Annotated in this window: 20 protein-coding genes and 3 tRNA genes; 14 read left to right on the plus strand and 9 right to left on the minus strand. The window is 72.8% G+C overall.

The genetic code is table 11. The features are described from left to right. The 10 genes from APR03_RS03935 to purM form a co-directional block, all read left to right on the plus strand. A partial coding sequence (locus APR03_RS03935; protein WP_253833005.1) for a glycoside hydrolase family 16 protein occupies window positions 1–450 on the plus strand: 450 nt, incomplete at its 5' end. 151 nt (window positions 451–601) lie between these two features. Continuing rightward, a complete protein-coding gene (gene purL, locus APR03_RS03940) occupies window positions 602–2,938 on the plus strand; it encodes a phosphoribosylformylglycinamidine synthase subunit PurL (protein ID WP_253833007.1) in 2,337 nt (778 codons plus the stop codon). An 84-nt stretch (window positions 2,939–3,022) separates the two neighbouring features. Then, window positions 3,023–3,985 carry an endonuclease/exonuclease/phosphatase family protein gene (locus APR03_RS03945; protein ID WP_253833009.1) on the plus strand — a complete coding sequence of 321 codons (963 nt, stop codon included), beginning with the start codon at window positions 3,023–3,025 and terminating at the stop codon, window positions 3,983–3,985. Between the two features lie 48 nt (window positions 3,986–4,033). Continuing rightward, window positions 4,034–6,850 (plus strand): RNB domain-containing ribonuclease, encoded by a 2,817-nt coding sequence (locus APR03_RS25160; RefSeq protein ID WP_308216435.1) that lies wholly within the window; start codon window positions 4,034–4,036, stop codon window positions 6,848–6,850. Between the two features lie 39 nt (window positions 6,851–6,889). Continuing rightward, window positions 6,890–7,330 (plus strand): hypothetical protein, encoded by a 441-nt coding sequence (locus APR03_RS03955; RefSeq protein ID WP_253833011.1) that lies wholly within the window; start codon window positions 6,890–6,892, stop codon window positions 7,328–7,330. Then, complete coding sequence (locus APR03_RS03960) at window positions 7,330–7,689, plus strand: sterol carrier family protein (protein WP_253833013.1); 360 nt, start codon at window positions 7,330–7,332, stop codon at window positions 7,687–7,689. Before APR03_RS03955 ends, APR03_RS03960 begins: the two co-directional genes overlap by 1 nt. A gap of 280 nt (window positions 7,690–7,969) precedes the next feature. Beyond that, window positions 7,970–11,935, plus strand: coding sequence for an ExeM/NucH family extracellular endonuclease (locus APR03_RS03965; RefSeq protein ID WP_253833015.1), 3,966 nt, complete (start codon window positions 7,970–7,972; stop codon window positions 11,933–11,935). 81 nt (window positions 11,936–12,016) lie between these two features. Next, window positions 12,017–12,316: a hypothetical protein gene (locus APR03_RS03970; protein ID WP_253833018.1), complete on the plus strand. Its 300-nt coding sequence runs from the start codon at window positions 12,017–12,019 to the stop codon at window positions 12,314–12,316. 88 nt (window positions 12,317–12,404) lie between these two features. Then, window positions 12,405–13,952: an amidophosphoribosyltransferase gene (purF, locus tag APR03_RS03975; protein WP_253833020.1), complete on the plus strand. Its 1,548-nt coding sequence runs from the start codon at window positions 12,405–12,407 to the stop codon at window positions 13,950–13,952. 46 nt (window positions 13,953–13,998) lie between these two features. Beyond that, window positions 13,999–15,108, plus strand: a complete 1,110-nt coding sequence (gene purM / locus APR03_RS03980; protein ID WP_253833022.1) for a phosphoribosylformylglycinamidine cyclo-ligase — start codon at window positions 13,999–14,001, stop codon at window positions 15,106–15,108. A 60-nt stretch (window positions 15,109–15,168) separates the two neighbouring features. Here purM and APR03_RS03985 read toward each other — a convergent pair whose 3' ends face one another. Next, a complete protein-coding gene (locus APR03_RS03985; protein WP_253833024.1) occupies window positions 15,169–15,378 on the minus strand; it encodes a DUF3073 domain-containing protein in 210 nt (69 codons plus the stop codon). A gap of 573 nt (window positions 15,379–15,951) precedes the next feature. On the opposite strand from APR03_RS03985, the gene APR03_RS03990 reads away from it, so the two are divergent. After that, entirely contained in the window at window positions 15,952–16,161 is a 210-nt protein-coding gene (locus APR03_RS03990) for a BldC family transcriptional regulator (RefSeq protein ID WP_171106831.1), read from the plus strand. 65 nt (window positions 16,162–16,226) lie between these two features. On the opposite strand, the gene APR03_RS03995 is transcribed toward APR03_RS03990, so the two are convergent. The 3 genes from APR03_RS03995 to APR03_RS04005 form a co-directional block, all read right to left on the minus strand. After that, on the minus strand, window positions 16,227–16,547 hold the full coding sequence (locus APR03_RS03995; RefSeq protein WP_253833026.1) for a DUF3618 domain-containing protein: 321 nt from the start codon (window positions 16,545–16,547) through the stop codon (window positions 16,227–16,229). Beyond that, on the minus strand, window positions 16,544–16,987 hold the full coding sequence (locus tag APR03_RS04000) for a phage holin family protein (RefSeq protein ID WP_253833027.1): 444 nt from the start codon (window positions 16,985–16,987) through the stop codon (window positions 16,544–16,546). The genes APR03_RS03995 and APR03_RS04000 overlap by 4 nt, the downstream gene beginning before the upstream one ends. A gap of 236 nt (window positions 16,988–17,223) precedes the next feature. Further along, window positions 17,224–17,688 (minus strand): hypothetical protein, encoded by a 465-nt coding sequence (locus APR03_RS04005; protein WP_253833028.1) that lies wholly within the window; start codon window positions 17,686–17,688, stop codon window positions 17,224–17,226. 149 nt (window positions 17,689–17,837) lie between these two features. Between APR03_RS04005 and APR03_RS04010 the strand changes: the two genes are divergently transcribed. Then, the gene (locus tag APR03_RS04010) at window positions 17,838–18,080 is read left to right on the plus strand and encodes a hypothetical protein (RefSeq protein ID WP_253833029.1); all 243 of its coding nucleotides are present in this window, start codon (window positions 17,838–17,840) and stop codon (window positions 18,078–18,080) included. 73 nt (window positions 18,081–18,153) lie between these two features. Here APR03_RS04010 and APR03_RS04015 read toward each other — a convergent pair. The 3 genes from APR03_RS04015 to APR03_RS04025 form a co-directional block, all read right to left on the minus strand. Then, window positions 18,154–18,226 (minus strand) — tRNA-Phe (locus tag APR03_RS04015). Window positions 18,227–18,277: 51 nt separating this feature from the next. Next, window positions 18,278–18,351, minus strand: a tRNA-Asp gene (locus APR03_RS04020). Between the two features lie 152 nt (window positions 18,352–18,503). Beyond that, a tRNA-Glu gene (locus APR03_RS04025) sits at window positions 18,504–18,576 on the minus strand. Window positions 18,577–18,686: 110 nt separating this feature from the next. Between APR03_RS04025 and APR03_RS04030 the strand changes: the two genes are divergently transcribed. Next, on the plus strand, window positions 18,687–19,031 hold the full coding sequence (locus APR03_RS04030) for a metallopeptidase family protein (RefSeq protein WP_253833452.1): 345 nt from the start codon (window positions 18,687–18,689) through the stop codon (window positions 19,029–19,031). Between the two features lie 68 nt (window positions 19,032–19,099). On the opposite strand, the gene APR03_RS04035 is transcribed toward APR03_RS04030, so the two are convergent. Next, window positions 19,100–20,488, minus strand: a complete 1,389-nt coding sequence (locus APR03_RS04035) for a D-alanyl-D-alanine carboxypeptidase family protein (RefSeq protein WP_253833030.1) — start codon at window positions 20,486–20,488, stop codon at window positions 19,100–19,102. 413 nt (window positions 20,489–20,901) lie between these two features. Between APR03_RS04035 and APR03_RS04040 the strand changes: the two genes are divergently transcribed. Then, window positions 20,902–21,513: a putative antibiotic biosynthesis monooxygenase gene (locus APR03_RS04040; RefSeq protein ID WP_253833031.1), complete on the plus strand. Its 612-nt coding sequence runs from the start codon at window positions 20,902–20,904 to the stop codon at window positions 21,511–21,513. Here the strand turns inward: APR03_RS04040 and APR03_RS04045 are convergent. Further along, window positions 21,476–22,345: a glycerophosphodiester phosphodiesterase gene (locus APR03_RS04045; RefSeq protein WP_253833032.1), complete on the minus strand. Its 870-nt coding sequence runs from the start codon at window positions 22,343–22,345 to the stop codon at window positions 21,476–21,478. The two genes, APR03_RS04040 and APR03_RS04045, sit on opposite strands and share 38 nt — an antisense overlap. Window positions 22,346–22,429: the final 84 nt, after the last annotated feature.

The raw sequence follows: 22,429 nt of genomic DNA on the forward strand, positions 1-22,429 counted from the left end.
CGGGGCCAGGGCATCTGGCCGGCGTTCTGGATGCTCGGCGGCCAGTTCCCGGGCACCCCGTGGCCCGACGCGGGCGAGATCGACATCATGGAGAACGTCGGGTACGAGCCGCACCTCGTGCACGGCACGCTGCACGGCCCCGGCTACTCCGGCGGCAACCCCATCACCGGCCAGTACATGCACCCGCAGGGCTGGTCCTTCGCCGACGACTTCCACACCTTCGCCATCGACTGGAACCCGAACTCCATCACCTGGCCCGTGGACGGCAACGCCTACCAGACGTTCACGCCCGCGAACACCAACGGCAACCCGTGGGTCTACAACCAGCCGTTCTTCTTCATCCTGAACGTGGCCGTGGGCGGCAACTGGCCCGGCTACCCGGACGGCAGCACGCAGTTCCCGCAGCAGATGGTGGTCGACTACGTGCGGGTCTACGACTCGCAGCTCTGACCCCTCGGCGTCGTCGGACGCGCAGGTCGCCGGGGCGGCCTGCGCGTCCGACACGTGTGACGAGGGCGCGACCGCCCCGTCGTGCCGACCGTCGTAGACTGGGGCGGGCGCTCCGGCGCCCGGAAACCTACCCCGCACGCAGAGGTTCTACATGACCGCGCCCGCGTCCCAGGCACCCTCCCGCCCGACTCCCGTCCCGACCCTGGACACGGTCCAGAACGCGGCGGCCACCCCCGACGAGGCGCAGCCGTACGGCGAGCTCGGCCTCAAGGAGGACGAGTACCAGCGCATCAAGGACATCCTGGGCCGCCGCCCCACCGCGGCCGAGCTCGCGATGTACTCCGTGATGTGGAGCGAGCACTGCTCCTACAAGTCGTCGAAGGTGCACCTGCGCAAGTTCGGCGAGCGCGTGACCGACGAGATGAAGGAACACCTCCTCGTCGGGATCGGCGAGAACGCCGGCGTCGTCGACATCGGTGACGGCTGGGCCGTCACCTTCAAGGTCGAGTCGCACAACCACCCGTCGTTCGTCGAGCCCTACCAGGGCGCCGCGACCGGCGTGGGCGGCATCGTCCGCGACATCATCTCGATGGGCGCCCGCCCCGTGGCGGTCATGGACCAGCTCCGGTTCGGCGCCGTCGAGCACCCCGACACGGCCCGCGTCGTGCACGGCGTCGTCTCCGGCGTCGGCGGCTACGGCAACTCCCTCGGCCTGCCGAACATCGGCGGCGAGCTCGTCTTCGACGGCTCCTACCAGGGCAACCCGCTCGTGAACGCGCTCTGCCTCGGCGTGCTGCGGCACGAGGACATCCACCTCGCCAACGCGTCCGGCCTCGGCAACAAGGTCGTGCTCTTCGGCGCGCGGACGGGCGGCGACGGCATCGGCGGCGCCTCGATCCTCGCCTCCGAGACGTTCGAGGACGGCGTGCCCGCCAAGCGGCCGTCGGTCCAGGTGGGCGACCCCTTCATGGAGAAGGTGCTCATCGAGTGCTGCCTGGAGCTGTTCTCCGCCAAGGTCGTGGAGGGCATCCAGGACCTCGGCGCCGCGGGCATCTCGTGCGCCACGTCCGAGCTCGCCTCGAACGGCGACGGCGGCATGCACGTGGACCTCGACGACGTGCTGCTGCGTGACCCCACGCTGAACGCCGGCGAGATCCTCATGTCGGAGTCGCAGGAGCGCATGATGGCCGTCGTCCGGCCCGACCAGCTCGACGCGTTCCTCGCGATCACGGCGAAGTGGGAGGTCGAGACCGCCGTCATCGGCGAGGTGAACGACTCCGGCCGCCTCACGATCGACCACCACGGCCAGCGGATCGTCGACGTCGACCCGAAGACGGTCGCGCACGAGGGTCCGGTCTACGAGCGCCCGTACGCGCGCCCGGAGTGGCAGGACGCGCTCCAGGCCGACTCGACGGCGGCGGCCGGCCTGCCGCGCCCCGCGGGCGGCGAGGAGCTGCGGTCCACCGCGCTGGCGCTCCTGGGCTCCCCGAACCTCGCGTCGAAGGCGTGGGTCACCGACCAGTACGACCGGTTCGTCCAGGGCAACACGGCGCTGGCCCAGCCTGACGACAGCGGCGTCGTGCGCGTCGACGAGTCCACGGGCCTGGGCGTCGCCCTCGCGACGGACGCGAACGGCCGCTACGGCAAGCTCGACCCGCGCACGGGTGCGGCCCTCGCGCTGGCGGAGGCGTACCGCAACGTCGCCACGTCGGGCGCCGAGCCGCTCGCCGTGACGGACTGCCTCAACTTCGGCTCGCCGGAGCACCCGGACTCGATGTGGCAGCTCGTCGAGGCGATCGAGGGGCTCGCCGACGCGTGCCAGGAGCTCGGCGTGCCGGTCACCGGCGGCAACGTCTCCCTCTACAACGGCACGGGCGAGCCGGGCCAGATCGACTCGTCGATCCACCCGACCCCCGTGGTGGGCGTGCTCGGCGTGGTCGACGACGTGAGCACCGCGCTCGCGTCCGGCTGGCGCACGGAGGGCCTGTCGCTCCTGCTGCTCGGCACCACGCGGGACGAGCTCGACGGCTCGGCCTGGGCCGACGTCGTGCACGGTCACCTCGGCGGACTGCCGCCGCGCGTGGACCTGGCCGCGGAGAAGGCGCTGGCGGGCGCGCTCGTGGAGGCCCGGAAGACGGGCCTCGCGGCCGCCGCGCACGACCTGTCCGAGGGCGGGCTCGTGCAGGCGCTGCTGGAGGCGTCGCTGCGGTTCGGCGTCGGCGCGACGGTGGCGCTGGAGGGCGTGACCGGCCGCGACAAGGTGGACCCGTTCGTGGCGCTGTTCTCGGAGTCGACGGGGCGCGTGGTCGTCGCCGTCGACCCGGAGCACGAGGGCGAGCTGACCCACCTGGCCGAGGACGCCGGCGTGCCGGTGCTGCGCCTGGGCACCACGGGCGGCGACGCCCTGGTGGTCGAGGGCCACTTCGAGATCCCGCTGGCCGAGGCCCGCGAGACCCACGAGGCCACCCTGCCCGCCATCTTCGGCTGACCGGAGCAGCTCTGTCACACAGATCTCGCTTTCTCACCCCGCCGGCGGCCGGGGTGGGCGCCCCGGGCCGGTAGGGTCCGGGGCGTGCGATTTGTCCGCGGGCTCGTGTCCCTCGTGCTCTGGGTCCTCGCGGCCCCCCTGCTCCTGGTGGCGCTGGCCCGGGTGCTCCCGTTCGACAATGTGCCGCCCCTGCCGCTGATCGCGCCCTTCACGCCGTGGGCGGGCCTGGTGGCGCTGCCGCTGCTCGTCATCGCCCTCTTCTCCCGGCGCTGGGTACTGACGGTGCTGCTCACGGCGTCGCTCGCGGGCTTCCTGTACTGGACCGCGCCGTTCTTCGTGCCGCCGCCCGCCACGGCGCCCGCCGACCCGGCCGACGCCGGGACCCTGCGCGTCATGACGCTGAACGCGCACCTCGGGCAGGCGGACGCCGAGGCCGTGGTCGACCTCGTGGAGACGCAGCACGTCGAGGTGCTCGCCGTGCAGGAGCTCACGCCCGGCCTCGCGTCGGCCCTGTCGGACGCAGGGCTCGACGACCTGCTGACCCACAGCTTCACGGTGCCCGCCGACGACGGTCCCGGCGGCAGCGGCCTCTGGTCGTCGGAGCCGCTGACGGAGCCGGAGCAGCTGCGCGGCACGAGCTTCTCGATGCCGTCCGCCCTGGTCGACGTGGGTGGCACCGACGTGCGCGTCAGCGTGGCGCACCCCTACCCGCCGCTGCCCGGCGAGACGGCGACCTGGCGCACCGAGCTCGTCGAGCTCACCGGAAGGCTGCACGCGGACGAGACACCGCAGATCGTGGCCGGCGACTTCAACGCCACCTACGACCACGCGACCTTCCGCGACCTGCTCGGGTCGCGGTTCGTGGACGCCACGCGCGAGTGGGGGTCGGGTCCGGCGGTGACCTGGCCCGAGGGCAGCCGGGTGCCGCCGCTGTTCGCGCTGGACCACGTGGTGGTGGAGCGGGACATGCCGGTCTCCGACGTCGTGCCCGTGCAGGTGGCCGGCACGGACCACCGGGCGCTGCTGGCCACCGTCGTCGTGCGATAGCACAGCGACACCGCGCGGTGAGCGCGGAACCGGCTTATGTTCGCAGATGTGCCCACTCGTCAGATGCGCCTCGCGCCCTCCGCCCCCGACGACGTGACGAGTGCCCTCGCGGCGCTGCGCGCCGAGGTCGGGCTGCCCGCGATGTTCCCGCAGGACGTGCTGGAGGAGGCGCGGGCAGCGGCGGCGCAGGACTTCACGGCGGGCCGGGCGGACCGCCGGGACATCGAGTTCGTCACCATCGACCCGCCGGGCTCGAAGGACCTGGACCAGGCGGTGCACGTCGAGCAGTCCGGCGAGGGCTACGTGGTGCACTACGCGATCGCGGACGTCGGGTCGTTCGTGACCCCGGGCGGCGCCCTCGACACCGAGGTGCGCAAGCGCGGCATGACCGTCTACGGGCCGGACGCCCGGACCCCGCTGCACCCCAAGATCCTCTCCGAGGGCGCGGCCAGCCTCCTGCCCGACGAGGACCGCCCGGCCGTGCTGTGGACGGTCACCCTGAGCTCGCGCGGCATCATCACCGGGGCCGGGCTCGAGCGGGCCCTCGTGCGGAGCCGCGAGCGGCTCACCTACGCGGAGGTCCAGTCGGGGCTCGACGCCGGGACCGCGAGCGAGTCCCTCCAGCTCCTGGCGGACGTCGGCCGCCTGCGCCAGTCCCTGGAGGTGGCGCGCGGCGGCGTCTCGCTGGAGGTGCCGGAGCAGGAGGTCGAGCGGCGTGAGGACGGCACGTACACGCTCTCGTTCCGGCGGAACCTGCCGGTCGAGGAGTGGAACGCACAGATCTCGCTGCTCACCGGCATCGCCGCCGCGCACCTGATGCGCGAGGCCGGCGTGGGCCTCCTGCGCACGCTGCCCGAGGCCGACCCGCGCGACCTGGCCCGGCTGCACCGCACCGCCCGTGCGCTCGGCATCGAGTGGCCGGACACGCTGCCGTACGCGCGGCTGGTGCCCACGCTCGTCTCCCGCATCCCGGAGCACGCCGCGTTCCTCAACGAGGCGACCACGCTGTTCCGCGGGGCGGGGTACGTCGCGTTCGGCATGCCCGGGCCCGACGGCGCCGTGGTGCCCGCGCCCGAGGACACCCGGCACGCCGCCATCGCCGCCGACTACGCACACGTGACCGCGCCGCTGCGCCGCCTGATCGACCGGTACGCGACCGAGATCTGCCTCGCCGTCTCCGCGGGCACGCCCGTCCCGGACTGGGTGCTCGACGCCATGCCCGAGCTGCCCGGGATCATGGCCGAGACGGGGCGCCGGTCGGCGTCGTTCGAGCGCGAGTGCATCGACATCGTCGAGGCGTCCATGCTCGCGGACCGCCTGGGCGAGGAGTTCGCGGGCGTGGTGGTCGACGTCGAGGACGACGACAAGTCCGGCCGGGAGCGGCAGCGGGGCCAGGTCGTGCTGCGCGACCCCGCGGTCCGGGCGCGGGTCACGGGTACGAGCCTCCCGCTGGGCGACGAGGTGCGGGTGCGGCTGGCCGAGGCCGACGTGTCCGAGCGGCGCGTCCTGTTCACGCTGGGCGACCCGCCCGGGGGCGAGCCGGGCCCGGCGGCCTCCCCGGAGGGCGGGGGCCGACGCACGGCGGGGCGTCGCGGGCCGGCGCCACGCCGGAAGGCCGAGCCGTCGCCGTCGCCCGGGCCCTCGCCCACACCGGGGTCGTCGGGTCGTGCGTCGGCCGGCTCGGGGCTGGTTGATCGTGCGACGCCCGGGGCGTCCGGCCCTGCGACGTCCGGCCCTACGACGTCCGATTCTGCGGCGTCCGGTTCCGGCGGCTCCGGGTCTGGGGGATCAGGCCCTGGGGGATCGGGCCCCGGGGGATCGAACCCTGTGCCGTCCGGCCGTGCGGTGCCGGGCTCGTCGTCGGCGGCCCCGTCCGCGCCGCCGCCGGCCTTCGGTTCCGCACCTGCTCGCGCGCCGTACCGCGGCCCGTCTCCGGTGCCGCCTTCGGGGTCGCCCACGCCGTTCGCGCGGCCGGACGACGGGCCGGTGCCCGCCCACGGCGCGCTCCTGTCCGGCGCCGAGCCGGCAGGCACCCGTGAGCCGGCCCCGCAGCCGCCCCCGGCGTCGTACCCCCGGTCGTACCCGCCCGCCCGGCTCTCCGGCGGCCGGCCCTACCCGGGCCGGCGCGCGGTGCACCACGGTGCCGCCGTCGCGGACCGCACCGTCGCGGACCGCACCAGCGGCGAGTCGTTCGCGAGCCGTGCGGGTGCCGACTCGCGCGGTCCCCAGCCGTACCCGGGCGCTGCCGACGAGGCGTACACCGACCAGGGATACGCCCACCAGCCGCGACCCGACGAGGCGCGCGCCGACGAGGCGCAGACCGACCGGCGGTACTCGTCTGAGCCGTACGCGTCTGAGCCGTACCCGTCTCAGCCGTACCCGTCGCCACGGTCCCGGCCGGAGCCGTACCCGTCAGCGTCGCCCTACTCGCCGGAGCCGCCCTACTCGGCCCGGCCGGAGCCGGACGAGCCGTATGCCGCCCGGCCTGCCGCCCAGGCCGAGCCGTACCGGTCCCGGCCCGACACACCGGCGGCGTCCGGCCCGGAGCAGGCGCCGCAGGGAGCCGAGGGCGCGCCCGCCGCGTCGCACCCGGGCCACGGCGTCGGGTATCCGCCGATGCGCCGCCCGGTACGGCCGCAGGTCCGGGACGAGGTGCCGATGTCCGAGCCGTGGCCCCGGCGTGCCCCGGCCGCCCGCCGGCTCGCCTCGATGTCGCAGCCCGTCCCGGTCGTCCGGCCGGACGGCTACCCGGGCGGCGCCTACCTGGGGGAGTACCCGGTGCTGTCGTCGCGCGAGCTGCCCCTCGTGGTCGCGGCGGACCTCCTCGCGGTCGAGGGCCGCATCCCCGACGGCTACCGCTACTGACGCGGTCACCGGTATGACCGGCCCGGTCATACTGACCCCATGACGTCTGCCGCTCTCGCTGTCCGCAGGTCCCGTGCCGTAGCCGCCCTCGGTCTGTCCGCCCTGCTCACGGGCTGTACGCCCGCGGACGGCGTGCAGGACCTGGAGGCCGTGTTCGACGAGGAGCAGCAGGCCGACGACGTGCTCTCCGACGCCCAGCTCGAGGACATCACCGTCGACGGCGACACGACGCGCCGGCTCGCCGAGGAGAGCGGCACCACCTACTACGCCGCGCGCACCGAGGACGGTGCGTCCACCTGCCTCGTGCTGGCCCCCGCCGAGGGCGACACGATCGCGGGCTGCACGATGACGCCGAACCCGACGGGCACCGAGGTGTCGAACGGCGAGGACACGGCCATGTTCGTGGTGCCGGGCACGGACTTCACGAGCCTCGAGCGGTCCGGCTGGACCCGGCTCGGCGACTTCCTGGCGGTGCGGTAGTGCCGCCGCGCCGGCGGACCGACCCGGAGGCCGGCCGCGCCGCCGTCGACGCCTGGGCCCGGGGCGCGGCGGACCGCCGTGACGTGACCACCGCCGTGCGGTTCACGCTGGAGGAGCTGGCCGACCGTGCGCCCGGGAACTCGGTCGAGGTGCGGGTGCCCCCCGCGGGGGCGGTGCAGGCGGTGGCTGGACCCCGGCACACGCGCGGAACTCCGCCGAACGTGGTCGAGACGGATCCGGCCACCTGGCTCGGACTGGCGACCGGTGCCGTGACCTGGGCGGACGCCGTCGGGGACGGCCGGGTGCGGGCATCGGGCGAGCGTTCGGACATCTCGCCGCTGCTGCCGCTGAGTCAGTAACCGTCCGCGCGTTCGTGGCGCGTGTGGGTGACGCGCGCTACTCTCGGCGCGCGTGCTCGCTCGACGAGCCGCGGCGAGCACAACGATCGGTGCGCAGCCTCGGAGACCGGGAATTTTTCCCGTGGGTCCCCGTTCGTAACCGCGCATTCATCGCGCCGTGGTTGGTTGGGTGCGCTCGTGGCGTGACCCGAGCACCCCCGCTTCAACTGCAGAAGGAGTCAGCGTGGTACCCAGCACGCTCCGATCCTCACCGAGATCCGCGAGGCCGGCCCGCCCTGTCGTGGCCGCCGCCCTGACGGCCGCCCTGGCCGTCCCCACCACCCTGGCCGGCCTGGCCCCGGCGCAGGCGCTGGACGTCACGCCGATCGCCGACATCCAGGGCACCGGCGACGCCAGCCCGCTGGCCGGCGAGACCGTGACCACCCAGGGCGTCGTGACCGCCGTCTACCCGACCGGCGGCTTCAACGGCTTCTACCTGCAGACCGCGGGCACCGGCGGCGACGCCGACGCCACGCCCGGGGCCTCGGACGCCGTCTTCGTCTTCTCCGCCGCCGCTGCCGCCGCCGTCTCGATCGGCGACCACGTCGAGGTGACAGGTGTCGTCTCGGAGTACAACGGGCTGACGGAGCTCACCCCGGCGTCGGGCGGCTGGACCGTGCTCGACACGGCGGCCTCCGTGGAGCCCACGCCTGCCGGGTGGCCCGCCGACGCGGCGGGCCGCGAGGCGCTTGAGGGCATGCTGCTCGCCCCGCAGGGCGAGTTCACCGTGACCGACAACTACGACACCAACTTCTACGGCACCATCGGGCTCGCCGCGGGCGACGACCCGCTGGTGCAGCCGACGACGGTGGCCCGGCCCGGCTCGGCGGAGTACGACGCACAGGTCGCGGACAACGCGGCGCGTGCCGTGCTGCTCGACGACGGGTCGTCGACCAACTACAGCTCGAACGCGAACAAGTCGAAGCCGTTGCCCTACCTGACCGGCGGCGCGCCGCTGCGGGTCGGCGCCGGGGTCACGTTCACCACCCCGGTGATCCTCGACTACCGCTACGACGCGTGGGGCTTCCAGCCGCTGACCCACCTGACGCCCGACGTCGCGGAGACCGTGCAGCCGGCCACGTTCGAGAACACCCGCGAGGACGCGCCCGCCGCGGTGGGCGGCGACCTGAAGGTCGCGACCTTCAACGTGCTGAACTACTTCAGCACGACGGGCGACGAGCTCGAGGGCTGCACCTACTACACCGACCGCACGGGCGACCCGGTCACCGTCTCGGGCGGCTGCGACGCCCGCGGTGCGGCCGAGGAGGAGGACCTCCAGCGGCAGCAGACCAAGATCGTCGCGGCGATCACGGCCCTCGGGGCGGACGTCGTCGCGCTGCTGGAGATCGAGAACACCGCCACGCTGGGCGGCCCGCGCGACGAGGCCCTCGGCACCCTGGTGGACGCCCTGAACGCCGCGGAGGGCGCCGGCACCTGGGCCTACGTGGCCTCGCCGGCCGAGGTGCCCGACACCGAGGACGTCATCCGCAACGCCTTCATCTACCGGACCGCCACGGCGGAGCCGGTCGGGGAGTCGACCATCCTGATCGGTGACGAGGCGTTCGGCAACGCCCGGCAGCCGCTGGCGCAGGTGTTCCAGCCCGCCGGTGGTGCCGCCGACGCGGGCGACGACGTGCTCGTGGTCGCCAACCACTTCAAGTCGAAGGGATCGGCCGGCCCGTGGCCTGGTGACGAGGACCAGGGTGACGGCCAGGGCGCCTCCAACGAGTCCCGCACGCGCCAGGCGACGTCGCTCGCTGCCTTCGCGCAGGAGCAGGCCTCCGCGGCCGGCACGGACAAGGTGCTGCTGGTGGGTGACTTCAACGCCTACGAGCAGGAGGACCCGATCCAGACGCTGGTCGAGGCCGGGTACACGGACCTCGGTGCCGCCACGGGCGAGTACAGCTACAGCTTCGACGGCATGGTCGGCTCGCTCGACCACGTGCTGGCCTCGCCGGCCGCCACCGAGGCCGTGACCGGCACCGACATCTGGAACATCAATGCCTACGAGCCGCTGGCGAACGAGTACAGCCGCTACAACTACAACGCGACCATCCTGTACGACGAGTCGCCGTTCCGGTCCTCCGACCACGACCCGGTGCTCGTCGGCCTCGACCTCGGCGGGACCACCACCGAGCCGGGCACGGTCGACCTCGACCTCGTGGCGATCAACGACTTCCACGGCCGCATCGACGCCAACACCGTGGCCTTCGCCGGCACGGTCGAGGAGCTCCGGGCGCAGAACCCGGAGGGCACCGCGTTCGTCTCGGCGGGCGACAACATCGGCGCCTCGCTGTTCGCGTCCGCGCTGCAGCAGGACCAGCCCACGATCGACGTCCTCGATGCGCTCGGACTGACCACCTCCGCGGTGGGCAACCACGAGTTCGACCAGGGCATGGAGGACCTCACCGGACGCGTCACCGACGCCGCCGACTGGGAGTACCTGGGCGCCAACGTCTACGACGAGGACACGGGCGAGCCCGCTCTGCCCGAGTACCAGGTGGTGCCCGTGAACGGCGTCGACGTCGGCTTCGTCGGCGTGGTCACGCAGGAGACGCCGACGCTCGTCACGCCGTCGGGCATCGTGGGCCTGGAGTTCGGCGACCCGGTCGAGGCGCTCAACCGCGTGACGGACGAGCTGCTCGACGGCGACGCCGCCAACGGCGAGGCCGACCTCGTGGTGGCGCTCGCGCACGACGGCGCCGGTGCGGGGACGCCGGACGGCTCCACGCTGGAGGAGGAGGTCGCCGCCGGCGGCCCCTTCGCCGACCTGGTGCAGGGCACGGACCCGCGCGTCGCGGCCATCTTCACCGGCCACACGCACAAGCAGTACGCGTGGGACGCCCCGGTGCCCGGCACGGAGAACGAGACCCGGCCGATCATCCAGACCGGCAACTACGGCGAGTTCCTGGGCCACGTCTCCCTCACGGTGGACGCCGAGTCGTTCGACGTCACGGACTACACCGTCGAGAACGTGGCGCGGACCGCCACCCCGGCCGACGAGCTGATCGCCACCTACCCGGCGGTCGCCGAGGTGGACGGGATCGTGGACGCGGCGCTGGCCGAGGCCGAGGAGATCGGCGCCCAGCCGATCGGCGAGGTCACCGCTGACGTCACGACGGCGTTCGCCGGCGGCTCGTACACCGACGGCGTCTGGACGGGCGGCAACCGGGACGACCGCGCGTCGGAGTCCGCGCTCGGCAACCTCGTGGCGAACTCGCTGCGGGACTCGCTCGCCGCGGACGAGCGGGGCGGCGCCGACCTCGGCGTCGTGAACCCCGGTGGCCTGCGCAACGAGCTCTACTTCGGGGAGGACGGCGTCATCACCTATGCCGAGGCCAACGCGGTGCTGCCGTTCGTCAACAACCTGTGGACGATCACGCTGACCGGCGCCCAGCTGGACACGCTGCTCGAGCAGCAGTGGCAGACGGACGCGAACGGCGACCGGCCGTCGCGGCCCTACCTGGCGCTCGGCCTGTCCGACAACGTGTCGTACACGACCACGACGGCGGACCCGAACGCGACGCCGGGTGACAACGTCTCGTCGATCACCATCGACGGCGTGCCCGTCGACCCGGCCGCGGAGTACCGCATCGCGACGTTCTCGTTCCTGATCTCCGGGGGCGACAACTTCCGGGTGTTCACCGAGGGCACGGACGGCCGCGACTCCGGTCTCGTCGACCGTGACGCCTGGATCACGTACCTGCGGGACTCCGCACCCGTCACGCCGAGCTTCGCCCGCACCCGCACGGTCGCCGCCGCGCTGCCGGGCACGGTCGAGGCGGGTGCCACCACCGAGGTGAGCCTGTCCGGACTGGACCTGACCTCGCTCGGCGCCCCGCAGAACACCGCGGTCGAGACGTACCTCGTCCCGGAGGGCGGTGCGGCGTCCGACGGCGTCTCGCTGGGCACCAGCCCGGTGTCCGCCGGGGCGACGTCGGCCACCGTGACGGTCCCGGCCGGCACGGCGGCGGGCGCGTACCAGCTCCTGGTGCAGGCGTCGCCGTCGGACACCACGGCCCGGCTCCCGCTGACCGTCGAGGCCGCGACCCCGGAGGAGCCCGAGGCTCCCGCCTGGATCCCGTGGAAGCTCTACTGGTGGGGTGACACCGTGTCCTTCCGGGGCGAGGTGTACGAGGCGACCCGCCCGACGATCCTCCAGATCCCGGGCGTGGGCCGGCACAGCCCCTGGAAGCTGATCGGCTGACCCTCCACCAACCCTCCACTCGCCGAGGTGGTCGCCCCGCGGGGTGACCACCTCGGCAGGGTGGGCGCGTACCCTGGGGACGTGAGCGACACCGAGGCAACCAGCGACCCGACGGGCGACGTGGACGTCCGTGCCGTCGTCGACCCGGCCACCGTGCGCCGTGCGCCGCGGTACAAGGCCTTCTTCTGGACGGGCGCCCTGGTCGGCGTCGTGCTCGGCCTGGCCCTGTCGCTCTACCTGGTGGGCTCACCCTCCGGCGCCGCCATGATGAAGCCCGGTGTCTACGTCACGGTGCTGACCGCGTTCGTCACGCTGGTCACGACGCTCCTGGCGGGTCTCCTCGCGGTGATCGCGGACCGTCGGAGTCTCCGCGGACGCTGATCTCGCCCCTGACCTCGACCGGCGGTCTGCCGCGAGGGTCACAGCAGGGGCCGGTCGAGCAGATCCGCTCGCATGGGATACTCGGACCATGCCTCTGCGCGGAGATGGCCGACTCAACCACGACCTCATGCCCGGCGAGAAGGGCCCCCAGGACGCATGTGGCGTCTTCGGGGTCTGGGCACCCGGCGAGGAGGTCGCCAAGCTCGCGTACTTCGGTCTGTACGCCCTCCAGCACCGCGGACAGGAGTCCGCGGGCATCGCCACCAGCAACGGTGAGCAGATCCTGGTCTACAAGGACATGGGGCTCGTCTCCCAGGTGTTCGACGAGACCGCCCTCAACGCCCTGACCGGCCACATCGCCGTCGGGCACTGCCGGTACTCCACCACCGGTGGCGTCACCTGGGAGAACGCCCAGCCGACGCTCGGGCCGACGGCGTCCGGCACGGTCGCCCTGGGTCACAACGGCAACCTGACGAACTCGGCCGAGCTGGTCAACCTCGTCGCGGAGCGCTACGGCGCGCAGCGGCGCGGCGAGCTCGCCCGCGGCAACACCACCGACACGGCCCTCATCACCGCCCTGCTGGCCGGCGACGCCGACCGCACGCTGGAGGCGACGGCGCTCGAGGTGCTGCCCCGACTGCGCGGCGCGTTCTCCCTCGTCTTCATGGACGAGAACACCCTCTACGCCGCCCGTGACCCGCAGGGTGTCCGGCCGCTCGTGCTCGGCCGCCTCGACCGCGGCTGGGTGGTCGCGAGCGAGACGCCGGCCCTCGACATCGTGGGCGCGTCGTACGTGCGGGACGTCGAGCCGGGCGAGCTCATCTGCATCGACGCCGACGGTATGCGCTCGGCGCGCTTCGCCGAGGCCGAGCGGGCCGCCTGCGTGTTCGAGTACGTCTACCTGGCCCGGCCGGACAACACCCTCAACGGGCGGTCGGTCCACGCGGCCCGGGTCGAGATGGGGCGTCAGCTGGCTCGCGAGCACCCCGTCGAGGCCGACCTCGTGATCCCGACGCCGGAGTCGGGCACGCCCGCCGCCGTCGGCTACGCGGCCGAGTCCGGCATCCCGTTCGGCCAGGGGCTCACGAAGAACGCCTATGTCGGACGCACGTTCATCCAGCCGTCCGACACGCTGCGACAGCTCGGCATCCGGCTCAAGCTGAACCCGCTGCGCGAGGTCATCAAGGGCAAGCGCCTCGTGGTGGTGGACGACTCGATCGTGCGCGGCAACACCCAGCGCGCCCTGATCCGCATGCTCCGCGAGGCGGGCGCCGCCGAGGTGCACGTGCGCATCTCGTCGCCGCCGGTCAAGTGGCCCTGCTTCTACGGCATCGACTTCGCGTCCCGGGCGGAGCTCATCGCCAACGGCCTGGCCGTCGACGAGATCGGCCAGTCGCTCGGCGCCGACAGCCTCGGCTACATCAGCACCGAGGGCATGATCGCGGCCACCGAGCAGCCCAGCTCGCAGCTCTGCGCCGCGTGCTTCACCGGCAAGTACCCGATCGAGCTGCCCCCGGACGACCAGCTGGGCAAGCACCTGCTGGAGCAGGCCGAGCTGCCGCTGGGCCCGCCCGAGGACGGGCTCACGCGCCTCGCGGTGAGCACCGGTGGCGCGACCGCGCTCGACCACCCGTGACCGCGGGCACCACCCGAACGACCTCTCGAACGACGCAGGAGCACCAGTGACTTCCGAAGGCCTGACGTACGCCGCCGCCGGCGTGGACACCGAGGCGGGCGACAAGGCCGTCGAGCTCATGAAGGACGCCGTGCGCCGCACGCAGGGTCCGGCCGTGCTCGGCGGGGTGGGCGGGTTCGCCGGACTGTACGATCTCTCGGCGTTCAAGGAGTACCGCGCGCCCCTGCTGGCCACGTCCACCGACGGCGTCGGCACCAAGGTGGCGATCGCGCAGGCGCTCGACAAGCACGACACCATCGGGTTCGACCTGGTCGGCATGGTGGTGGACGACATCGTCGTGATGGGCGCGAAGCCGTTGTTCATGACGGACTACATCGCGACGGGCAAGGTGGTCCCGGAGCGCATCGCGGACATCGTGCGCGGCATCGCGCAGGCCTGCGAGGTGGCCGACACCGCGCTGGTCGGCGGCGAGACCGCCGAGCACCCGGGCCTGCTCGCGCCCGACGAGTACGACGTCGCGGGCGCGGCCACAGGCATCGTGGAGGCCGATCGGGTGCTCGGTCCGGACCGCGTGCAGCCCGGCGACGTGCTGATCGCGATGGGGTCCAGCGGGCTCCACTCCAACGGGTACTCGCTGGTGCGCGCCGTGGTCCGGCACGCCGGGTGGTCGCTGGACCGCCACGTGGACGAGCTGGGGCGCACGCTGGGCGAGGAGCTGCTGGAGCCCACGCGGGTGTACGCCTCGGACTGCCTGGCGCTGGCGGCGGACGAGGCGGCCCAGGTGCACGCCTTCACGCACGTCACGGGCGGCGGTCTCGCGGCGAACCTGGCGCGCGTGCTGCCCCCGGGCCTGGTCGCGACGGTGGACCGGGCGTCCTGGGACGTCCCGGCCGTCTTCCGGATGGTGCGCGAGCTCGGCGGCGTGCCGGACCGCGACCTGGAGAACACCCTGAACCTCGGGGTGGGCATGGTCGCGGTCGTGGGGGTCGACGGCGCCGACGCGGCCCTCGCACGGCTCGCCGCGCTGGGCGTGCCGGCATGGACGCTCGGAGGCGTGGAGACGCTGGACGCCACCGCGGAGCAGGCGGACCTGGTCGCGGGGACGAAGGGTGTGTCCGGCGGGGCGGTCAGGCTGGTGAACGACTACCGCGGGTGACGCGGAGGCGGGACCTGGCGGACTGCCGGGCGCGGGGCCGGCGCGAAGGCGCCGGCACCCTCAGCGCGTGTTGTCCTGCTCTGCCCAGTCGGAGTACCTGTTGTCGTACTCCTCGTCCTCCGGTGACTCCCACCGTGACTCAGTGACCACGTCCGTGCGGGAGTTCCCGCTGAGCTCCTGCTCGAGGGCGTGATAATTGGTCTCCGGGCTGTAATACTTCAGCGCGCGAGCAACCTTGGTCTGCTTTGCCTTCTGACGGCCGCGGCCCATGGCTCCGACCCCCTCAACGTAGGAGCGGGGCGGCACCGTGCATGGACGTGCGGCCCCGTAGCGTTTCGTCTGTCCAGGTTCCAACGTTACATGCTGGTACGACGTTTCTTCCAGTCCGTGGACGTGATTCGTCCCATCCTCCGGTGTGACGTTCGGATCGCTCCGGACCCACGCGGGCGCCGGGTGCTTGGGTATCCCTTGGTGATCGGCAGGCCGTTGCTTGCCTTTCGGGTCCGGCCGGTACAGCCGAGGTCGCGCTCCGTCGTCGGTGGCTTGCGCGGCGATTCCCGGGCATCGCACCGAGTGCTTTACCGATGCCACGACAGGTCCCGGATGTGTACAGAACATGGGCGTGTCGCGCCCGCCCGGTGACGGTGGATCAGTGGGCGGCGTGTCGCACGTGTCCCAGACTCGCCCGAAACGGGCGCGCGTGGCGAGCGGCGGAGAAAGTGAGGAAATAAACCCCGTCCCCAAGTCGCCTAAATCCCGTTTGCTGCTAACAATGGTGCAAGAGCGGGTGTCGTCAACCGCCTGGTACGGCCAGGCCGGCACCGTTCCGGAGGAGGTGCGGGGATGTCCATCCACGGAGAATCCGAGGTCCTGCTCACGCCTGCCGAGGTAGCGAGCTTGTTCCGTGTTGACCCCAAGACAGTAACGCGTTGGGCAAAAGCGGGAAAGCTCTCGTCGATCCGGACACTGGGCGGTCACCGCCGCTACAAGGAGTCCGAGGTTCGGGCGCTGCTCGGTGCGGCGGCGGACAGCTCGGGCGACTCCGACAGCTGAGTCGGACGTCGTTGACGGATTGGTCGGCAGGTAGGACGAAGGCGCGCCGGGTGCTGCCCCCCAGCTCAGCCCCGCGCGCGCCTGAGCACGACGGTCACGGCGATCGCCGTACCGAGGGCCACCAGGCCGACAGTGGCCCCGATCAGCATCTTGGCGTTGCGGGCCCGGCGCGGATCGTGCGCCGGGCCGTTCTCGTCGAACGAGCCGGTGAACATCGCGCCGGCGTCTGAGGCTGCCTGCTTGGCCTCGCGCGCGACCCGCGCCGCCTGGTACCCCGGGCTCAGGCGGGTCGTCAGCTCGTCGATCGCTGCGGCGAGGTCCGCACGCGTGCGGACGACCTCGGCCTTGAGCTCGGTGCTGCTGGGCGGTGTGGTAGGAGTGCTCATCGGCCCATCCCCTCCTTGATCGACGCTATGTCGTCCTTGACGCGCTGGATGCTCTCCGGCTTGGTGGTGCCCTTCTGGAGCAGCTGCACGCCCACGAGCGCCAGGACGACCGTCACGAGCACCATGAACCCGCCGATGGCGAGCGCGGACAGCCACAGGGGCCACACGGTCCCCAGGCCGTACACGGCCGCCAGCAACAGCACTCCGACGGCGTAGGCCAGGATCAGGAGCGCCACGACGAGCAGCCCGATCCCGATGCCGGACTTCATCGCCTTCTCGGTGAGCTCCGCCTTGGCGAGCGCGATCTCCGCGCGGACCAGGCGGGTCGCCTGCTCGGAGATCTGCTCGACCAGCTTGCCCAGCGAGGCGGGCCGGCCGGGATCCGGTGTGCCGCTCGTGGTGGGGCCCGCCTGGCCGTCGACCTTCGCGTCCTCGATCATCTGCCCTCCCGTGCCCGGCATCGGTGTACGCCGTTGAAGACAACTCAACAGGTCAACGGCGTACGCGGCAATTCCAGAGACGGCGCGTCCCGCACCGAAAACGTGTGAAAGGAAACACGCGCAGCGTCTCCGGGCGCGGAACCAATTACCGGAAATGCTGTTTCGTGTGGTGTTTTGCGTTCAGGGTGCCCCGGACCGGCAATGAGGTACGGGCTCGCCGGACCCCTTCGAGGTCATCAAAGGGCTGCCATGACGGCGCTGCCGACCAGCAGCCAGATCACGAAGGCGGCAGCGGCCGTACCGATCATGGCCGCGGTCTTCGCGCCGGTCGAAAGGCGGCTCCCGGCGATCCTGAGGTTCACGACGATCGTGAGCACGGCGACCAGACCGCCCACGATCCCGCCGAGCGCGACGAGGAGGATCGGCAGGACGCCGATGATACGCACGAGGACGGGCAGCGGCTCGACGGCGAGGTACGTCGCTCCGTTCACCTCGACCGGAGGCACCGGCGAGAACAGCGCGGTGCGCCCGAGCTTCGCGATCACGGGCTGGCCGTCGGCGCCCTGCAGAGTGAACGCACGCTTGCCGGCGCTCGGCGCCTTGGTGCCGTCGACCGTCAGATAGCTGCGGCCCCACCACACGTCGGGTACGAGGTCGACCTGGCCCGAGACGGCGGGGATGTCGAGAGCATGCGAAGCCATGGCGGGAACGTAGCAGCGCGGCGCCGGCGATCAGCACGCCGGGCCCGTTCTTCACCCGGGAAGTGAAGAACCCCGGAACCTCACCGTCCCGGGGCTCTATGGCTCCGACCGACGTCGGTCCGATCCTCGCCATGCCCTACTCTCGCCGGATGAGGACACGGACGTCGTCGGCGTCGATCATCGGCGGTTCGGCGCTCGCAGTGGCCGGAGCGACGGTGTCGTTCATCTACTTCCTGCAGCCCTGGCGCACCTGCCCTGACGACGACGCGCCTGCCGGCTGCCCGATACTGCCGAACGATGCAGAGGTCCTGGCGGTGGCCATGATCGTGGCTGTGCTGGCGACGGCAACGGCGGTCGTCGGGGCTGCGATCCGGAGACGCCACGTCCGCTGAGCTCGGTCACCTTGCCGGCTGACCGGCAGAAACGAAGAACCCCCGAAACCTGATGGTTCCGGGGGTTCTGCTGTGGCTCCGACCGGCGTCGATCCGGTGACCTTTCGATTTTCAGTCGAACGCTCTACCAACTGAGCTACAGAGCCCTAGCGCGAACGCCCGGATAGTCGAGACCGACAACCCGGGCGCCTCTCGCGCGACCCTGACGGGACTTGAACCCGCGACCTCCGCCGTGACAGGGCGGCGCGCTAACCAACTGCGCTACAGGGCCTTGAACTGCTGGATGCTTCCCGCATCCGGGGGGCTCGTTTCGAACCGTGAGAATCCTAACCCACCGCGGGGCCGAATCTGAAATCAGAATCCGACCGCGCCGGGATGACCTGCCTCACAGCGGTCGAGACGAGGCTCTGACGAGCCCCTTCGTACCCCCAACGGGATTCGAACCCGTGCTACCGCCGTGAAAGGGCGGGGTCCTAGGCCGCTAGACGATGGGGGCTGGGACGCGGCAAGTCTACAGGCGACCGGCGGTGCCGCCGCACGGTCCACGCCGTGGTCACCGCGTCGTCCGGGCCGGCGTGCCCAGGGGATGATGGGTGCGTGGTGGAGATGACGCGCGAGGACTTCGAGGCTGCCGTCAGCGAAGGGCTGGACCTCGTGCCGGCCGACCTCGCGGCGCAGATGGACAACGTTGTCGTGCTCGTGGAGGACGACGCCCCCGCCGACGACCCCGAGCTGCTGGGGCTCTACGAGGGCGTACCGCTCACGGAGCGGGACCACATGTGGGCGGCGGGTGCGCTGCCCGACCGCATCACCATCTTCCGGAACCCGACGCTCGCCATCTGCGACACGCGCGAGGATGTCGTCGAGGAGGTCGCGATCACCGTGGTGCACGAGATCGCCCACCACTTCGGCATCGACGACGAGCGCCTGCACGAGCTCGGGTGGGGCTGACAGGCCGGCACGCACGACGGAGCGCCTGCCGGCCGCGGGGCCGGGCAGGCGCTCCGTCGTGCGCTGGGTCAGTACGTGGTGCCGTACTCCCAGTGCCAGGCCTCGGGCTTCGAGCCGCCCGCCTGGGCCCAGGCGGGGTGCTTCCAGCCGTACTTGCCGGCGTTCGCCACCATCCAGGCGTGCTCGGCGCTGCCGAACGACTCGATGCCGCCCGACAGGTCGACCGCCTGGCCGAGGCCGTGGTTCGACGTGCCCGGCACCGCGGCGAGGCCGCCGCGGGTCGCCGCGACCGACACCTGCTCGCCGTACGAGCGGTACCCGTCGGTGAGGTCGAGGTTGCGGCCGAACGCGGCCCGGAAGGCGCCGTTCAGGTCCTCCAGCGCCGCGGCCGCGTCACAGCGCAGCTGCTCGCTGTTGGTCCAGCTCAGCCCGCAGAGCACGTCCGACGGGATCTGGCCGTTGCCGTAGCTCTTCGCGGCCTCGGCCATCTTCTTGGCCTCGGCGGCGGCCTGGGCGGCCGCGCGCTCGGCGGCGCGGGCGGCCTTGGCGGCCTTCCGCTCCGCGGCCGCCTTCTTCGCGGCGGCGATCTCCTCGGGCGTGGGGCCCGCCCTGACCGAGACCACGCCACCGCCGGTCGTGGCGACCAGCCGCTCGAGCGACCGGGTCTCCTTCGTGATCTGGGCGGCCGACGGCGCGCCCGTGTCGGCCGGCGCAGCGGCATCGGCCGACGGCTCGGCGTCCGACGCCGCCGGCTTCTCGGCGTCCGACGGTGCCGCGGCGGGCGTGCCGTCGTCCTCGGCCGGGCTCCCGGCCGAGGCCTCGATCGAGGTCGAGAGCGGCGTCTCCAGGATCGTCAGACCGCTGGTGGTCTCGGCGATCGGTGCCGCGCCGGTGGCGGCCGGCAGGTTCGTGGGCGCGGTGGGGTCGGCGGAGGGAGCCGGGTCCGCGGCGTCGTCCTTCTCCGTGGCGGGAGCCTGCGCCGCACGCTCCGCGAGGGGGGTGCGCCCGGCGCTGCGCGAGGCGACGGCCTCACGCGCGGGGCTCGGGGTGCCACCGGGCTGCCGGGCCTGCTCCACCATCGTGCGGAGCTCCTGAGCGGCCTTCTGGAGGCGCTTGCGTTCCTTCGCGGAGAGGTCGCCCTCGCGGGTGACGTACGCGGCGTCGGAGAGGACGGCGTCCGCCTTCTCGGCGGCGGACCGCACCTCGGGGTCGGCGGCGGCGGCGCTGGGCAGCGCCGTCGGCTCGACGGCGGTCGCGGCTCCGGGGGTGCCGTTGTCGCTCCCGGTGAGGCTGACCGCCGCTGTGGTGGTCAGGGCCACCGACGTGAGCGCGGCGGCGAGGACGAGGGACGAGCGGCGGACGGCCGGGTGCGCGGGGTGCGCCGCGACGGTCGTGTGCGCCCTGTGCGCGCCCGGGCGTCGCGTCCGACGGGGGACGAGCTGGTGTTCGCGCGTCAAGGGCACACCTGACACTCGGGGGCAGGGACAGGACGCGCCGTGGGCGCGACGGGGTTCGGCGTCTGGGGCACGCTGAGCTTCCGTTCTCGCGGCCGGGCAGGGGGCGCCGCCGTGAAGATCGGTTCCTTCGTGCGGCGGCGGCGCGTGCACCGGCTGCTGTCTGGGCCACGTCGCGCGGTGTCCGCGGTCATGGCGGTCGCCGCACGGGACCGGGCTCGTTCGGCCCAGGGGGGCGGTCTCCGTGCGGCAACCATTCAATATTGAACGACCGTCCAACAGTCGCGGAACCCCCCTCACGGAGGCATGCCTCACAAAAACTGCGGGCAGACCGTGGCGCTGCCGTGAAGGGCAGACAACCCGGGGTGTGCGCGCTCACATTGAGGGGTTCCGGGGCATGCGTGAGACTTCTGGCCATGGCCCATCACGAGCAGGCCGCGAACGGGTCCGAGCACATCCCCGCCGGACAACCCGTGACCGTGTCCATCCACCGCGTCGTCCACCCCGACCACGTTCCCGAGGTCACCAGCTGGGTGCAGGCGGGCGTCAACCTCGCCAACCGCTGGGACGGCTTCCTCGGGTCGGGCTGGATCCGGGCCGCCGAGGGCTCCCGCGACTGGCACATGCTCTACCGCTTCGCCGACGCCGACCGGCTCGCCGCCTGGGAGCGGTCCGCCGAGCGCCGCGACTGGCTGGCGCAGGGCACCGGCCTCGTCGAGGAGCTGCGCTACCAGCGGCGCACGGGCATCGAGGGCTGGTTCGACGACCCGACGCGCACCGACGAGCCGGCCGACGTCGCCGCCGTCGTGGTACCGCCGCGGTGGAAACAGGCCACGAGCATCTGGCTCGGGTTCTTCCCGGTGAACCTGCTGTTCACGGCACTGTTCACCTACCTGGTACCCGGCTGGGACAGCGTCCCGCTGGTGCTCCGCGTGCTGGTCTCCACCCTGATCCTGACGCCGATCATGGCCTACTGGGTGCTGCCCTGGGTCACGCGCCGCCTGCACGGCTGGCTCCACCGGACCTGACGCGACCCGGCGGGGGCAGCCGGCGCCGGCGCAGGCGGATGCCCCCGCGGCCCGGCACCGGCGCCGCCGCCGGGAGCTCTGCGCGGCCCGCGAGCCACCCGGTGAACCGCTCCGGCCGGTCGGTGATCACGGCGTCGACGCCCGCGCCGTCGTCCGCCGCGGTCAGGACCGCCCACGCGGCCGGGTCGTTCGCCGTCCAGCACATGACCCGCAGTCCCGCCTCGTGCAGGCGGCGCACGAGGCGCGGGCTGCCCGCCACGGTCGCGACGGACGGGTTGCACGCGGACACGTCCAGGCGCTCGCAGAGCTGGAGCAGGCCGGGCGGGTCGAACGAGACGAGCAGACCCCGCGGCAGGTGCGGCGCGACGTCGCGCACCGTGCCCACCGTGCCCGGCCAGAAGCTCTGCACGAGGACCCGGTCGTTGAACCCCGCCTCGGCGATCGTCGCCGCCACGCGACCGGTGTGCCGGGCACCCCACGAACCCTTGAGCTCCAGCAGCAGGTCCGTCCCCGGGTGCCGCGCGAGCACGCCGAGCACGTCGGCCAGCGTGGGCACGCGCTGTCCGGAGAAGACGGGGGAGAAGGACGTACCGGCGTCGAGCGCGTGCATCTCGCCCGAGGTGAGCGCGGCGACCTTGCCGGTGCCGTCCGTGGTGGCGTCGACCGTCTCGTCGTGGATCACGGCGCCGACGCCGTCCGCGGTGGGCTGGAGGTCGATCTCCACGGCGTCGACGCCGGCGCGGCACGCCGCCTCGATCGCGGCGAGCGTGTTCTGCGGGGCGACCGCGGAGTACCCGCGGTGCGCGACGACGGCGGGGTGGGCGACGGCCATGCTGACCTCCGGGTCTGCGGTACGGAGACCACGCTAGGCGTGCGGCGTGCGGGTTCCCACACCTGGGGCGGGTGTTCCGGGAGT

The sequence above is a fragment of the Promicromonospora thailandica genome (genome assembly GCF_024171955.1).
GTDB lineage: Bacteria > Actinomycetota > Actinomycetes > Actinomycetales > Cellulomonadaceae > Promicromonospora > Promicromonospora thailandica.

Bases quoted from the DNA above. Each gene is read 5' to 3' on its own strand.
- purL (WP_253833007.1), top strand. From the start codon at position 602: ATGACCGCGCCCGCGTCCCAGGCACCCTCCCGCCCGACTCCCGTCCCG.
- APR03_RS03955 (WP_253833011.1), top strand. From the start codon at position 6,890: ATGACGTCTGCCGCTCTCGCTGTCCGCAGGTCCCGTGCCGTAGCCGCC.
- purF (WP_253833020.1), top strand. From the start codon at position 12,405: ATGCCTCTGCGCGGAGATGGCCGACTCAACCACGACCTCATGCCCGGC.
- APR03_RS03985 (WP_253833024.1), bottom strand. From the start codon at position 15,378: ATGGGCCGCGGCCGTCAGAAGGCAAAGCAGACCAAGGTTGCTCGCGCG.
- APR03_RS03990 (WP_171106831.1), top strand. From the start codon at position 15,952: ATGTCCATCCACGGAGAATCCGAGGTCCTGCTCACGCCTGCCGAGGTA.
- APR03_RS03995 (WP_253833026.1), bottom strand. From the start codon at position 16,547: ATGAGCACTCCTACCACACCGCCCAGCAGCACCGAGCTCAAGGCCGAG.
- APR03_RS04000 (WP_253833027.1), bottom strand. From the start codon at position 16,987: ATGATCGAGGACGCGAAGGTCGACGGCCAGGCGGGCCCCACCACGAGC.
- APR03_RS04005 (WP_253833028.1), bottom strand. From the start codon at position 17,688: ATGGCTTCGCATGCTCTCGACATCCCCGCCGTCTCGGGCCAGGTCGAC.
- APR03_RS04010 (WP_253833029.1), top strand. From the start codon at position 17,838: ATGAGGACACGGACGTCGTCGGCGTCGATCATCGGCGGTTCGGCGCTC.
- APR03_RS04030 (WP_253833452.1), top strand. From the start codon at position 18,687: ATGACGCGCGAGGACTTCGAGGCTGCCGTCAGCGAAGGGCTGGACCTC.
- APR03_RS04040 (WP_253833031.1), top strand. From the start codon at position 20,902: ATGGCCCATCACGAGCAGGCCGCGAACGGGTCCGAGCACATCCCCGCC.
- APR03_RS04045 (WP_253833032.1), bottom strand. From the start codon at position 22,345: ATGGCCGTCGCCCACCCCGCCGTCGTCGCGCACCGCGGGTACTCCGCG.